The organism is Paraburkholderia sediminicola (genome assembly GCF_046027355.1).
Taxonomy (GTDB): Bacteria; Pseudomonadota; Gammaproteobacteria; order Burkholderiales; family Burkholderiaceae; genus Paraburkholderia; species Paraburkholderia sediminicola_B.
The window spans coordinates 66,760-82,049 of record NZ_JAQQEK010000007.1 but is presented as its reverse complement, the minus strand read 5'-3'; the positions used below and the strand labels follow the sequence as shown (position 1 = coordinate 82,049).

At 64.4% G+C, this 15,290-nt stretch carries 8 protein-coding genes; 6 read left to right on the top strand and 2 right to left on the bottom strand.

The annotated features are described in order from the left end of the window. Positions 1-183 precede the first annotated feature (183 nt). Positions 184-2,019 (top strand): autotransporter assembly complex protein TamA, encoded by a 1,836-nt coding sequence (locus PQR42_RS14140; protein ID WP_408385468.1) that lies wholly within the window; start codon positions 184-186, stop codon positions 2,017-2,019. 28 nt (positions 2,020-2,047) lie between these two features. Beyond that, positions 2,048-6,544, top strand: coding sequence for a translocation/assembly module TamB domain-containing protein (locus PQR42_RS14135; RefSeq protein WP_408385470.1), 4,497 nt, complete (start codon positions 2,048-2,050; stop codon positions 6,542-6,544). A gap of 111 nt (positions 6,545-6,655) precedes the next feature. On the opposite strand, the gene metG is transcribed toward PQR42_RS14135, so the two are convergent. Together metG and PQR42_RS14125 are read right to left on the bottom strand one after the other, a co-directional pair. Next, positions 6,656-8,791, bottom strand: a complete 2,136-nt coding sequence (gene metG, locus PQR42_RS14130; RefSeq protein ID WP_408209929.1) for a methionine--tRNA ligase — start codon at positions 8,789-8,791, stop codon at positions 6,656-6,658. A 364-nt stretch (positions 8,792-9,155) separates the two neighbouring features. Continuing rightward, positions 9,156-9,809, bottom strand: coding sequence for a YiaD family glycine zipper/OmpA-like lipoprotein (locus tag PQR42_RS14125; protein WP_408209932.1), 654 nt, complete (start codon positions 9,807-9,809; stop codon positions 9,156-9,158). Positions 9,810-10,156: 347 nt separating this feature from the next. On the opposite strand from PQR42_RS14125, the gene apbC reads away from it, so the two are divergent. From apbC to PQR42_RS14105, 4 genes are all read left to right on the top strand, one after another. Further along, on the top strand, positions 10,157-11,245 hold the full coding sequence (gene apbC / locus PQR42_RS14120; protein WP_408209935.1) for an iron-sulfur cluster carrier protein ApbC: 1,089 nt from the start codon (positions 10,157-10,159) through the stop codon (positions 11,243-11,245). Between the two features lie 227 nt (positions 11,246-11,472). Beyond that, entirely contained in the window at positions 11,473-12,006 is a 534-nt protein-coding gene (locus PQR42_RS14115) for a superoxide dismutase family protein (RefSeq protein ID WP_012432067.1), read from the top strand. Positions 12,007-12,347: 341 nt separating this feature from the next. After that, a complete protein-coding gene (dcd, locus tag PQR42_RS14110; RefSeq protein ID WP_012432068.1) occupies positions 12,348-12,917 on the top strand; it encodes a dCTP deaminase in 570 nt (189 codons plus the stop codon). Between the two features lie 87 nt (positions 12,918-13,004). After that, a complete protein-coding gene (locus PQR42_RS14105) occupies positions 13,005-15,290 on the top strand; it encodes an Orn/Lys/Arg family decarboxylase (RefSeq protein ID WP_408209940.1) in 2,286 nt (761 codons plus the stop codon).

Here is a 15,290-nt window from a genome sequence, read left to right as displayed (position 1 = left end):
GTGAAAATAGCTGGAACCCGCGCGGCGCAGCGTGCGTCAAAGGCGGGCGCGTCCCCGGCTGGTATGCCGCGGACGCGATTTTAGAGATCTCGCGGCGCCCCGCCGATGTGGTCAAATAGCGTGCTTCGGCCGCCGCGGCGCGCCTGAGCGACAAAATTCATCAACCACGGCCGGAGGTCCTGTTTGGCGGGGTGTGCGATCGACAAGCCGCGGCTGCGGCGCGGCAAGGCCAGTTCCGGGCGTGGGCATCGCACGCCCATGGGGCACTGGCTGCGCACGTGGCTGGCATTCGGCCTCCTCATGCTGACGCTGGCAACCGGCAACGCCCACGCCGCAAAAGCGGCGGCCAGCTACAAGGTCGAGATCGAAGCCACGCCGCGCTCGCTGCGCAAGCTGCTCGAAGAGCATCTGGACATCGCGCGGTTCGCCAAGCGCCCCGACATCAGCGACGACCAGTTCGAGTTTCTGATTACCGCCACCCCCCAGCAGGTCCGCGATCTGGCCTCCACGCAGGGCTATTTCAGCCCGGTCGTGCGCACCGACGTGCGCACCGTCGACAATGCGAAGCGCGTCACGGTGAGCGTCGATCCTGGTCCGCAGACCGTCATCTCGTCGATTTCGCTGTCGTTTCGCGGGCCGGTGCTGACCGAGGACCCGGCCCAGGAAAACGCCGCGCGCTTCGCGTTTTCGCTGCACGAAGGTGAGCCGTTCTCGCAGGGCGAGTGGGACGACGCGAAAAACGCGTCGCTCAAGGCGCTGCAGGCGCGCCGCTATCTGGGCGCGAAGATTTACCACTCCGAGGCGCGAGTCGATCCGCGCACGCACGAGGCGAAACTGTCGGTCACGTACGAGAGCGGGCCGACCTTCACCATGGGCAAGCTCGACGTATCGGGCACGCGGCGCTATCCGGAAAAGATCGTTGAGAACGTGAACCCGATCTCCGAGGGTGACATCTACGACGTGCAGCGCATCACCGAATTGCAGCGGCAGTTGCAAAACACGCCGTACTACGCGAGCGTCGCGATCGACGTGGACAGCGACCCGGCCAAGCCGGTCGACACGCCGGTGCACGTGAAGGTGTCGGAATATCCGTACAACAGCATTCGAGGCGGGGTCGGCTACTCGACGGACAACGGCCCGCTGGTCCAGGGTTCCTATTCGTATCTCGACACGTTCGGCAAAGCGTGGCCGTTCACCATCCAGGGGCGCGTCGACCAGATCCAGCAATACGGCCAAATTCAGCTCGCCATGCCGCCGGGGCCGCGTGCGTGGACCAATAGCGTGCTGGCGTCCTACACCACGACCGACGTATCCGACACGCGTATTTACAGTATCCGCGGCGGTGTGCAACGGGCCCGAACCTCGCAATTCATCGACTACAACTACGCGCTCCTGTACTACCAGGACCGGCTCGATCAGAACGCGGCGGCGCCGACCACGAGCCGCGCGCTGGTGCCGTCCTGGTCGTGGACCCGGCGCAATACCGACGACCCGCTGTTCCCGCGCAAGGGCAACCTGATTCACGTCGAGGCGGGCTTCGCGGTCAAAGGCGCGCTGACCGACCAGACCTTCATTCGCGGCTATGCGCGCGGCCAGCAGTATCTGCCGATCGGCAAGGAAGACCTCGTGCTGATTCGCGCCGAACTCGGCGGCGTGTTCACGAGCGGCCCTTCGAGCGGCATTCCGGCCTCGCTGCTGTTTCGCGCGGGCGGCTCGAATTCGGTGCGCGGCTATGGCTATCAGAGCATCGGTAACAACGTCGACGGTTCGGTGCTGCCCACCAAGTATCTCGTCACGGGCTCGGCCGAGTACCAGCACTGGTTCAGTCACGACTGGGGCGCGGCCGCGTTCTTCGACGTCGGCACCGCCACCGACACGTGGGGCGAAAAAGTCTTTTATCCCGGCGTCGGCGTCGGGGCGCGCTGGCGCAGCCCGGTCGGCCCGGTCAACGTCGATGTCGCCTACGGCATTCGCAACAAGAGTGTGCGGCCGTATCTGACGCTGGGCATCGCCTTCTGATGAAAACCTGCTTCCACATGATCCACGCATGACCACGGACGTTTCCGCCCAACCTCCCGCGCAGCCGCCCGGTGCACAACCGCCGGAGCCGCCACCCGGACAGCAGCCGCCGCCAAGGCGCCGGCTCGGCCGGTTGCTGCTGAAAACGTTCGCGTGGACGGTGGCCGTGCTGGTGCTGTTGCTCGTGTTGGCGGTGGGTTTGTTGTACGGCGCGTTGACGACCGAGCGCGGCACCGCCTATGCGTGGCAGGCGGCGGTGAAGCTGCTGGGCGGCAAGCTGAGCGGCACGCTGGAGCGCGGCGCTCTCGCCAATGGGCTGCAATTGCGACAAGTGCGGTGGCGCAGCCTCGACGGCAGCGGCACGGATATCCAGATCGACCGCGTGGCGGGCCGCTGGGCGCTCGCGCGCGAACCTTGGCGGTTCACCATCGACTATCTGCATATCGGCACGGTGGACGCGCGTATTGGTTCTTCGTCGTCGAGCAGCAGCGGGCCGGTGAAGTTGCCACAAGACTTGCGCTTGCCGATGCAGCTCGACATCCGCGACGTCCAGGTCGACAAGCTGCTGCTGCGTCAGGGCGCGTCGACGACGGAGTTTTCGCGTTTCGTCTTTCACGGACGCAGCGACGGGCGCCATCACGAGGCCGCGATCGAGCGGCTGGACACGCCGTTCGGTGCGGTGACGGCGGCCGCCAAACTCGACGGTGTGCGGCCGTTTCCGTTGAGTGGGGACATCGGCTATTCGGGCAAGGTGAACGACGAGGCGGTGCAGGTGGGTGGCCATCTGAGCGGCTCGTTGGAGAATCTCGTCGCGGAACTCGATGCTAGCGGCATGAAGCTCGCCGGTCATGCGCGGGTCGAGGCTACGCCGTTCGGCGACGTGCCGCTACAGCGCGCCACGCTGACCTTCGATCACATCAACCCGCAGGCTTTTGCGCCCGGCGCGCCGCTGGCCGATCTGGCCGTGCGGGCGGAGTTGCAGCCGGTGGCGCAGGGTGCGGCGGGGGAGGTCGTGTTGGGGGCGAGCGGTGCAACCGCGGCGAGTGCCGCTAGTTCGACTGGCGCTGCGCGCGGGGCCGGTGCGGCAAGTGGGGCGAAGGCGGTGGTAAAGGCCGCGAGTACCGCGAACGCCACCCATACCGCCGACGGCCGCAGCGCTTCCAGCGCGGTCAGTCCCGGCCGCGCTGCCAGCCAAAGCGCCCTCGCGGGCGCAGGCAACGCCGCCAGCGCAACGCAACCGCCCATAGCGACAACCGGCAAAGGCGACGCCAACCGCGACGCCACCGCCAAACCCGCCACAGGTTTCGCGGTCACCGGCCACGTCTCGATCGTCAACGCCAAACCCGGCGCGATCGACCAGAACCTGCTGCCGCTGATCGACGCCAACGCCGACGTGCGGCTCGACGCCCAGGCGCAGCGCATCTCGAACCTGAACGTGCGGCTCGTGAAGAGCGCCACGCTCACCGGCGGCGGCACGCTATCCGGCAAGCGCGGGCAGTTCGATCTGAAAGTCGCCAACCTCGACCTGAACGCGCTGCAAGCGACGGTACGGCCCACGCAGCTTTCCGGCCCCATCGGCGTGCGTCTGAACGACGACGTGCAGAGCCTCACACTGGATCTCGCCGACCCGAAAGCGGCGCTGCGCGCCCAGGGCAAGATCACATTCGATCCCGCGCGGATGAGCTTCAACGACGTGCGCATCACATCGGGCAAAGGCCGCATCGATCTGTCCGGCGCGCTCAAGCACGACGCGAATTCCACCTACAACCTGAAAGCGCAGCTGACCGATTTCGATCCGTTGACGCTGACTTCACAGATGCCGTCGCGCACACCGGTGACTGGACCGGCACCGTCGGCAAGCCGCGCCAAAAACAGCAAAACCGCAGAGGCTGCCGCTGCGCAAGTGGGCAGCACGGCCGGCGCAAAGTCTGCCGCGCCCGCCGAAAAAGCCGCCGCCGCCGTGAAAAACACCGCCAAGGCCGCTGTCAAAGCCGAAGTAGTCGAGCGCAAAACCCCGTCGCCGAAGAAACGCGGCGCCCCGCCTGCACGCAAGATCGAAGCGCGCGTGAACGGCACGCTTACCGCGGCCGGCATGCTCGGCCCGGTTTTCACGACCAAGGCCGAATTCAAGCTCGGGCCGAGCGTCTACGACGGCCTGCCGTTGACCGGCGGCGGCACGATCCAACTGGCGGGTTCGCGGATTCTGCCGAGCCGCGCGAACCTCTCGGTCGCGGGCAACCAGGTGGATCTGCAAGGCAGCTTCGGCGCACGTGGCGACCGGCTGAAGTTTCGCGTCGACGCGCCTGAACTGGAGCGCCTCGGCTTCGGTCTCGCCGGACTCATCGCGGCCGATGGCGACGTCACCGGCTCGTTCGCGCATCCGAACGTCGTGCTGAACTACAAGGCCGACAGCGTGGTATTCAGCAGCAACCGCATCGGCCATGCGGAAGGGCACGCCGAACTGCGCGATGGCGCGAACGGCGCGCTCGTCTTTACCACCGACGCGCGCGATCTGAGCGCGGGCGGCGTCGATCTGAACACGCTCACGGCGCGTCTGTCCGGCACGCGCGCCAGTCACACGCTGGAGGCCGCGGCCACCGGCAAGCTGCAAGACCGTCCGCTCGAACTCACGCTCGCCGCCAACGGCAAGCTGACCGAAGCGCGCGACGGCACGCGCTGGGACGGCACCGTCACGCGGTTGCAGAATCGTGGCACGCCGGCGTTGAATCTCGAGTCGCCGCTCGCCGTCAGCGCCGGCCCGGACCGCCTGACGCTCGGCGCGACCCGGCTCACGCTCGAAGGCGCGGTGCTGAGCCTGAAAACCTTCGCTTTCGATCACGGCAAGGTTCAGTCGGCAGGCAGCCTGACCGGCATCTCAGTCGCGCGTCTGCAGGACCTGCGGCATGAGATCACGGGCGAGCCGCCGCACGTCAAAACCGATCTGGTGTTCGACGGCGACTGGGACTTCGCGCTCGGCAGCACGGCGACCGGCCACATCCAGTTGCAACGCCGCAGCGGCGACGTCACGGTTGAAATCGGCCGGGGCCTCGCTTCTCTGGGCATTACGAATATCGCCGCGCGCGCCGAATTCAGCGGCGGCAACCGGCTCAACGCCACCTTGCACGCGCAGGCGAGCCGCATCGGCGTGATCGACGCCGACGCGCACACCACGCTGGCGATGCGCGACGGTTTTCTGACCGTCAACGAAGACGGCGCGCTCAACGGCAATGTCAACGCCAATGTGCCGTCGCTGAAAACGACCGGCGGCCTGTTCGGTCCGAGCTATCTGCTCGACGGCCACCTCGCGCTGAAGCTCGAGCTCGGCGGCACCGTCGCCAAGCCGAACCTCACCGGCTCGCTGCTCGGCGACGGTCTCTCCGCGACGATGGTCGATCAGGGCGTGCAGTTGAAGGACGGCGTGGTGCGCATCGCGCTTTCGCACAATCTGGTGGACTTCCAGCAGGTCGAATTTCGCGGCGCGAGCGGCACCTTGCGCGCCACCGGCCGCGTGCGTCTGGACGGCGCGGAGCCGGATCTGACGGCGAGCATCGTCGCGGACAAGCTCGAATTGTTCGCGGCGCCGGATCGTAATTTGTCGCTGTCGGGCAGCGCGAGCGTCGCGAATGCGGGGGCGCAGGGCGGCATGGCGATCAACGGCAAATTCGTGGTCGATCACGCGCTGTTCGACATGCCGGAGCAGTCCGCGCCGAAGCTCGGCGACGACGTCGTGGTGGTGCGCCCGGACGGTTCGGTGGCGGGCGAGCGGCCGCGGCCCGTGCCCGGCACCAACAAGCCGATCGGTCCGTTCGCGCCGCGCGCCAATATCGACATCAGCCTTGGCAACAACTTCCGCTTCCGCGGCCAGGGCGCCGACCTGGGCCTGACCGGCACGATCACCGCGATGAGCGCGCCGAATCTGCCGCTGCGCGCGGTGGGGAACGTGCGCGTCACGCCGGGTTCGACCTACACGGCGTTCGGCCGCAAGCTCAACATCGAGAACGGCTTCTTCACGTTCAACGGGCCGGTGGCCAATCCCGGCATCAATATCCTGGCCATGCGGCGCAATCAGCAGGTCGAGGCAGGCGTGCAGGTCACGGGCACAGTTCAGTACCCGACGGCGAAGCTGGTGTCGGAGCCGAACGTGCCGGATAACGAAAAGCTCTCGTGGCTGCTGTTCGGCCACGGCACGGATCAGGGTAATAACCTCGGCCAGCAAAGCACCATGACGACGGCGCTCGCGCTGCTCGGCAGCGCGAGCGGCAAGCGGATCGCGCAGACGTTCGGGCTCGACGAGTTTTCGATCGGACGAAGCGAAGTCGGCTTGACCGATCCGCAGGTGGTGATGGTGTCGAAGGCAATCAACGAATGGCTCGTGATCGGCTACGAACAGGGGCTGCAGTCGGCGAGCAACGCGATCAAGGCGACGGTCAACCTGACGCGGTACTGGTCGGTCGCGGCTTATGGCGGCACGTTCGACGGCGTCGATCTGCTCTACACGCGGCGCTTCGATCGGATTCGGTGGTGATAGGCTGATCGGCGGCGCTTGAGTCTTCGCGCCGACCGTCAAAAAAACGGCACGCCTTTTCAGGACGTGCCGTTTTTTCATGCGTGCTTGCAGCGTGAGACGCCGCGCGCTTTACTTCACGCGCATGCCCGGCTTCGCGCCGCTGTGCGGCTCCACGATGTACAGGCCCGGTTCCGCTTTCTCGTCGGTGGCGGAGGCGGCCAGCACCATGCCTTCGGACAGGCCGAACTTCATCTTGCGCGGCGCGAGGTTCGCGACCATTACCGTCAGCTTGCCGACCAGTTGCTCCGGCTGATACGCCGACTTGATGCCCGAAAACACATTGCGGGTTTTCTCTTCGCCGACGTCGAGCGTGAGTTGCAGCAGCTTGTCCGAACCCTCCACCGCCTTGCAGTCGACGATCTTCGCAATGCGCAAATCGATCTTCGCGAAATCGTCGATCGAGATGACGCCGGGCGTTTCGTCCTTGTCGGCGGCGGCTGCTTTCGCTGCCTTCGACTTGCCCTTGGCGTCGGCCGACGCGGCTGCGTCCGGCGTGGCCTGCAGCGAGTCGCGATTGGCTGCAACCAGCGCTTCGATCTGCTTCGGATCGACGCGCGTCATCAGATGCTTGTACGCGTTGATCGGGCGCGTGGAGCTGAGCGGCACGTTGGCGTCGGCCCACACCAGCGGTTCGATGCCGAGGAAGCCTTCGACCGCTTCGGCGAGCTTCGGCAGCACCGGCTTGAGCGCCAGCGACAGCAGGCGGAACGCTTCGATGCTCACGCTGCAGGTTTCATGCAGCGCGACGCCGTTGGCCGGGTCTTTGGCCTGATCCCACGGCTTGGCGGTGTCGACGTACGCGTTCACCGCGTCGGCCAGATCCATGGTCTGACGCAGCGCGCGGTTGTACTCGCGGGCTTCGTAGTTCGCGGCGATTTGCGGCACGGCGGCGCGCAGCGAGGCGAGCAGCGGATGCTGCATCGCGCTGTCCTGCACGCGGCCGTCGAAGCGCTTGATCAGGAAGCCGGCGGCGCGGCTCGCGATGTTCACATACTTGCCAACCAGATCGCTGTTCACGCGCGCCTGGAAGTCGTCGAGGTTCAGGTCGAGGTCTTCCATCGTGCTGTTCAGCTTGGCCGCGAAGTAGTAGCGCAGCCATTCCGGATTCAGACCCGTGTCGATCACGCTCTGCGCGGTGATGAAGGTGCCGCGCGACTTCGACATCTTCGCGCCGTCCACGGTCAGGAAGCCGTGCGCGAACACGTTGGTCGGCGTGCGGTGGCCCGAAAACTCGAGCATGGCCGGCCAGAACAGCGTGTGGAAATACAGAATGTCCTTGCCGATGAAGTGATACTGCTCGGCCGTCGAGCCCTTGCGAATCCACGCGTCGAAGTCGAGGCCGCGTTTTTCGGCGAGGTTCTTGAAGCTCGCGTAATAGCCGACCGGCGCGTCCAGCCACACGTAGAAATACTTGCCCGGCGCGCCCGGAATCTCGAAGCCGAAATACGGCGCGTCGCGCGAGATGTCCCAGTCGGCGAGCTTGGCTTCGCCGGCGTCGCCGAGCCATTCGCGCATCTTGTTGGTGGCTTCCGGCTGCGCCAGACCGCCCACCCACGCGCGCAGGAAATTCTCGCAACGCGGATCGGAGAGGCGGAAGAAATAGTGTGTCGACGTCTTGCGAATCGGCGTGGCGCCCGAGACGACCGAGTACGGATTGATCAACTCGGTGGGCAGATAAGTCGAGCCGCATACTTCGCAACTGTCGCCGTACTGGTCCTTCGCGCCGCATTTCGGGCATTCGCCCTTGATGAAGCGATCCGGCAGGAACATTTCCTTGACCGGGTCATACGCCTGTTCGATATCGCGCGCGTCGATCAGACCCGCTTCCTTGAGCGCCAGATAGACGTTTTCGCTGAGAACGCGGTTCTCTTCGGAGTCGGTCGAGTAGTAATTGTCGAACGAAATTCCGAAGCTGTCGAAGTCGCGCTTATGTTCCAGCCAGACGCGATCGATCAACTGCTTCGGCGTGAGACCTTCTTTCTCCGCGCGCAACATGACGGGCGTGCCGTGCGTGTCGTCGGCGCCCACGTAGTAGACCTCGTGCCCGTGCATTCGCAACGTCCGGACCCAGATGTCCGTCTGGATATATTCGACCAGATGGCCAATATGGATTTGCCCATTCGCATAGGGAAGGGCCGACGTGACAAGAATCTGGCGACGGCCTGACGGCGCGCCTGCGGAGAGATCGGTTGCGGGTGCTGACATAAGGATGGTGGGAGCCTGCGGTGGGACGAAAGGTTGATTCTAGCAGGGCAGGCGCCCGGCGCGGGGCGGGCCGCCTGGGGGCGCGGCGTGAGTCGGTGCGGGCCGGACGGTGTGAAAACCGAGCGCCCAAAAAAAACCGGGGCTATTAACCCCGGAGCAACAACGACAAGAGGAGAATGGTGACGCGGCGGCATCGCCAGCCACGTACCGTAAAGACAGACAGCGGATTTTCCGCAGAGTTCGAAATTTTTTTCGTTCTCGTGCGAGATTCCTTTTTTCCGCCTTCCACGGCTTTCTAAAGCATAACGATCACCGGTGATGCAGCCTCGGCGACCGGCTTTCTCAATCTCCCGCAGTCTCGTCCTTATTGCGTGGTGTGCTGAGCCGTAGCGCGCAGATAGATTTCCACGCGGCGGTTCGCTGCACGACCGGCTTCGGTGTTGTTGTCGGCGATCGGCTGGGTTTGGCCCAGGCCTTGTGCCGACAGGCGCTGCGGCGCGACGCCGCGCTGGCCCAGGTAGCCCGTCACGCTTTCCGCGCGGTTGACCGACAGCGTCTGGTTGTACGCCGGCTGGCCCGTGCTATCCGTGTGGCCAACCACCTGAGCGATCAGTTCCGGATTCTGCTGCAGGGTCTGCGCCAGTTGGTCCAGCACCGGGGCGAACGACGGCTTGACTGCGTAGCTGTTGGTGTCGAACGTGACCGAGCTCGGAATATTCAGCTTGAGCGAGCCGTCCGGCTGTTCGGTGATCTGCGTGCCGGTGCCCTTGGTGGCGCCCGACAGCTTGTTGTGAATGGCTTGCCAGTTGTAGCCGGTGACGCCGCCCACCGCCGCGCCGACGCCCGCGCCGATCGCCGCGCCCTTACCGCCGCCGAAGATTGCGCCGATCGCCGCGCCGGTGCCGGCGCCCACGCCCGTACCGACAGCCGTGTCGGTGCCCTGTTGGGTGGCGCAGCCCGCCAGCAGCGAACCGGCAACGGCAAAGACAGCCAGGCGAGTCATAATTTTTGCATTCATTTTTGATTCCTCTTGAGTGAAGCGAGTCAGGCAAACACGGCGCGACCAACAGCAAATTTATACGGCGAAGATGACGGCAGTAAAGCCGTCGGCTCGCCAATATGAAAAGTCCTACGCCCTGTTCAGCCTCGGTCCGACAGTAAAGAAGGGTCTTCCGGCAAGGCTTGGCGCCAGCCACTACAATAATGACTGAGCACGCAGCGATGCGGCCCCATGGCGTTCCGCCTGCCCGAAGGGTGCCCGGCACGCTTGGTTTTCGCAATGCTGTCTAACAATTTCTTTCAAATTCCGGCGCGTGGCCGAGATTTCGATTCCGCTGCGCCGCAGGTGTTCCCCACGGAGAGTCAATGAGTATCGATCGGGCATTGGTCGACGCTGCCCTCGCAGCCGTCGCTGACCCCAACACCGGCCGGCCGTACGCAGCCGCCAAGAACATCAAGAACGTCGCCGTGCAGGGTGACGCGGTCAGCATCGACGTGGTACTCGGCTATCCGGCCATGCGCCAATTCGACGCTATCCGCGCGCAGTTTTCCGATGCACTGCGCGCCGTGCCGGGTGTGGCCGACGCGCGTGTTCAGCTGTCGCAGCAGATCGCGGCGCATACCGTGCAGCGTGGCGTGAAACTGTTGCCGAACGTCAAGAACATCGTCGCGGTGGCGTCGGGCAAGGGCGGCGTCGGCAAGAGCACGACCGCCGTGAATCTCGCGCTGGCGCTGGCGAGCGAAGGCGCGTCGGTCGGCATTCTCGACGCGGACATCTACGGCCCGTCGCTGCCGATGATGCTGGGCATCGTGGGCCGCCCCGAATCGCCCGACGAGAAGTCGATGAACCCGATGACCGGCCACGGCCTGCAGGCCAATTCGATCGGCTTCCTGATCGAGCAGGACAACCCGATGGTGTGGCGCGGGCCGATGGCCACTTCCGCGTTGGAACAACTGCTGCGGCAGACCAACTGGCGCGATCTCGACTACCTGATCGTCGACATGCCGCCGGGCACCGGCGACATTCAGCTCACTCTCTCGCAGCGCGTGCCGGTGACGGGCGCCGTGATCGTCACCACGCCGCAGGACATCGCGCTGCTCGACGCCAAGAAGGGCCTCAAGATGTTCGAGAAGGTCGGCATTCCGATTCTCGGCATCGTCGAGAACATGGGTATGCATATCTGCTCGAATTGTGGCCACGAAGAGCATATCTTCGGCGCGGGCGGCGGCGAGCGCATGGGCAAGGAATACGGCGTCGACGTGCTCGGCAGCCTGCCGCTCGACATCGCAATCCGCGAGCAGGCCGACTCGGGCAAACCGACCGTGGTGGCCGACCCGCAGGGACGTATTGCGGAGATCTACCGGTCGATCGCGCGCAAGGTGGCGATCCATATCGCCGAGCGCGCTCGCGACATGACGTCGAAGTTTCCCAATATCGTGGTCCAGAACACCTGAGAAAGCGCCGGGCCGCCGCAGGTTTTTCGCTTCGCAGGGACTCGCCTTGGAAGATTGCTCCCTCGGGGCGCGCGGCGCGCAGCGACAGGTTCGGCGGGCCCTCTTGAGTAGCCGTTCGGACAAGGGGTCAAAGCGTCTGTTTTCGCCTGGTCTCGCGGTATCATGTCGACTTCACAAGTTCGGCTCGGCGGCCGCAGGGGCGGCCACCAGGCCGGCAAGAGGATCGCATGGGAAAACGAATCGACGGGCAGGCGGTGCATGCGTTCATCGTCCTGACTGCCAGCAGTGTGCTGTTATGCGGCTGTAGCGCGTTCCTGAGACCACAGGAAAAACGCGCGGACGCGCAGTTGCTGCCCACCGTGGGCAATCAGGCGCGCGGCCTCGTCACGTTCATCGAGCGCTCGGACGGCGTGCAGGTCACCTACAATCTGGCGGGCATGCCGCCCAATAGCGACCACGCGTTGCAAGTACACGAGCGCGGCGACTGCAACGCCGCCGACGGTTCCAGCGCCGGCCAGGTGTTCTCGCCGGCCGCCGAGCGTCTGAAATCCGGCGCGCGGGTCGAGGGCGACCTCGGCAATATTCACGCGGACGCGAACGGCGTGGCCACGGGCTTCATCGTCGCGCCGGACGTCTCGCTCGACGGCATCCGCTCGGTGTTGCAGCGTGCGGTTCTGCTGCATCACGATGCGACCGATCCGTACGCGTATCCGCAACATGGCGCGGGCCCCGCGCTCGCCTGCGGATTGATTCGCCAATGAGCGGCGAGCGGGCTCCGTGTTTGAGGTCCGGGCGCGCGCGGCCGGCATTCATCTAAAGCAGCTTCGGGACAGGCACCGGGCCGCTCCTGGCCCTAATCGCGGCACCATTCTCACGATCGCGTAAAATAAGCGCCTTTCGTTCGGCTGCCACGCCGGAGCGCCCGTTCTGCCGTGTAGGCGGGGCACTCGGCCAAAGGTCGTAAGGCGCCTGAACGGCACGCCGCCTGGCTCCGTTTTCGAAGTCAGCGCAAAGCAGGCGCGCAGTAAGCCAAAAGTGACCCGGCACTAACCGGGTCGTTATCCGTCATACCTCTGTCATTCACGTCGAGCAGCGTTCACCTATGACTATCAAATCCGACAAGTGGATCCGGCGCATGGCCGCGTCGCACAACATGATCGAGCCGTTCGCGCCCGACCAGGTTCGCGTCTCCGAAGACGGCCGGAAGATTGTCAGCTACGGCACGTCGAGCTACGGCTACGACATCCGCTGCGCCGACGAATTCAAGATCTTCACGAACATCAACTCGACCATCGTCGATCCGAAGAACTTCGACGAGAAGTCGTTTGTCGATTTCAAGGGCGATGTCTGCATCATCCCGCCGAATTCGTTCGCGCTCGCTCGCACGGTCGAGTATTTCCGCATTCCGCGCAGCGTCCTGACCGTGTGTCTGGGCAAGTCCACGTATGCGCGCTGCGGGATCATTGTCAACGTGACGCCGTTCGAGCCGGAATGGGAAGGGCACGTCACGCTCGAATTCTCGAATACGACACCTTTGCCTGCGAAAATCTACGCGAACGAAGGCGTCGCTCAAGTGCTGTTTTTCGAAAGCGACGAGATTTGTGAAACGTCGTACGCGGATCGCGGCGGCAAATATCAAGGTCAGCACGGCGTCACGTTGCCCAAGACGTGACGTCGGCAGCGCACTGACCCACCAGTTATACCGGGTGACCGCTGCAATTTACAGAATGCAGCGGTCGTTCTTTTTGGAGAATCGCCCATGAAGTTTCGTTTTCCCGTCGTCATCATCGACGAAGATTTCCGCTCCGAGAATATCTCGGGTTCCGGCATCCGGGCTTTGGCCGAAGCCATCGAGAAAGAAGGCGCGGAAGTGCTCGGGTTGACGAGCTACGGCGATCTGACCTCGTTCGCGCAGCAGTCGAGCCGCGCCTCGTGCTTCATCCTCTCGATCGACGACGACGAGCTGCTGCCGTACGTCGATAACGTGGTGGTGGAAGGCGAGACGCCGGAACTCGCGGCCGCGATCGTCGCGCTGCGCGCGTTCGTGACCGAAGTGCGCCGCCGCAACGCGGACATTCCGATCTTCCTGTACGGCGAGACGCGCACCTCGCGCCACTTGCCGAACGACATCCTGCGCGAACTGCACGGCTTCATCCACATGTTCGAGGACACGCCGGAGTTCGTCGCGCGCCATATCATCCGCGAGACCAAGGTGTATCTGGATTCGCTCGCGCCGCCGTTCTTCAAGGAACTCGTGCAGTACGCGGACGAAGGTTCGTATTCGTGGCACTGTCCGGGACACTCGGGCGGCGTCGCGTTCCTGAAGAGCCCGCTCGGCCAGATGTTCCACCAGTTCTTCGGCGAGAACATGCTGCGCGCGGACGTGTGCAATGCCGTTGACGAACTCGGCCAGTTGCTCGATCACACAGGTCCTGTGGCGGCCTCCGAACGCAACGCGGCGCGCATCTTTAGCGCGGACCACGTGTTCTTCGTGACCAACGGCACGTCGACGTCGAACAAGATCGTCTGGCACGGCACGGTCGCGCCGGGCGATATCGTGCTGGTGGACCGCAACTGCCACAAGTCGATCCTGCACGCGATCACCATGACCGGCGCGATTCCGGTGTTCCTCACGCCGACGCGTAACAACTTCGGCATCATCGGGCCGATTCCGCGCAGCGAGTTCGAACCGGAAAACATCAAGAAGAAGATCCTGGCGAATCCGTTTGCCCGCGAAGCGCTCGCGAAGAATCCGGATCTCAAGCCGCGCATTCTGACCATCACGCAAAGCACGTATGACGGCGTGATCTATAACGTCGAGATGATCAAGGAGATGCTCGGCGAATGGCTCGACACGCTGCACTTCGACGAAGCGTGGCTCCCGCACGCCGAGTTTCACGAGTTCTATCAGGACATGCACGCGATCGGCGCGGGTCGTCCGCGGATCGGCGCGCTGGTGTTTGCCACGCACTCCACGCACAAGCTGCTGGCCGGTATTTCGCAGGCTTCGCAGATCGTCGTGCAGGATTCGAAGAACAGCCGCTTCGACAAGCATCGCTTCAATGAAGCGTATCTGATGCACACGTCGACCAGCCCGCAGTACGCGATCATCGCTTCGTGTGACGTGGCCGCGGCGATGATGGAAGCACCGGGCGGCACGGCTCTGGTTGAAGAGTCGATTGCTGAAGCGCTGGACTTCCGCCGCGCGATGAGCAAGGTCGACGCCGAATACGGCGACGACTGGTTCTTCAAGGTCTGGGGGCCGGAGACGTTCGCGGAAGAGGGCATCGGTTCGCGCGAAGATTGGATGCTGCGCCCGAACGACGCGTGGCATGGCTTCGGTCCGCTTGCCGAAGGCTTCAACATGCTCGACCCGATCAAGGCGACCATCGTCACGCCGGGTCTGGACATGGACGGCGGCTTCGGCGAGTCGGGCATTCCGGCCGCGATCGTCACGAAGTATCTGGCCGAGCACGGCATCATCGTCGAGAAGACCGGGCTGTATTCGTTCTTCATCATGTTCACGATCGGCATTACCAAGGGCCGCTGGAACTCGATGGTCACCGAACTCCAGCAGTTCAAGGACGACTACGACAACAACCAGCCGCTGTGGCGCGTGCTGCCCGAGTTCGTGTCGCATCATCCGATGTACGAGCGCGTCGGCCTGCGCGATCTGTGCGAGCAGATTCACAGCGTTTACCGTGCGAACGACATCGCGCGTTTGACGACCGAGATGTACCTGTCGAGCATGGAGCCGGCGATGAAGCCGTCGGACGCGTTCGCCAAGCTCGCGCACCGCGAGATCGACCGCGTGCCTATCGACGAGCTCGAAGGCCGTGTCACGTCGATCCTGTTGACGCCGTATCCGCCGGGCATTCCGCTGCTGATTCCGGGCGAGCGTTTCAACAAGACCATCGTCAACTATCTGCGTTTCGCGCGCGAGTTCAACGAGCGCTTCCCGGGGTTCCATACGGATATCCATGGACTTGTCGGCGAAACGATCAACGGGCGCATCGAATATTTCGTCGATTGCGTTCGCGGCTGA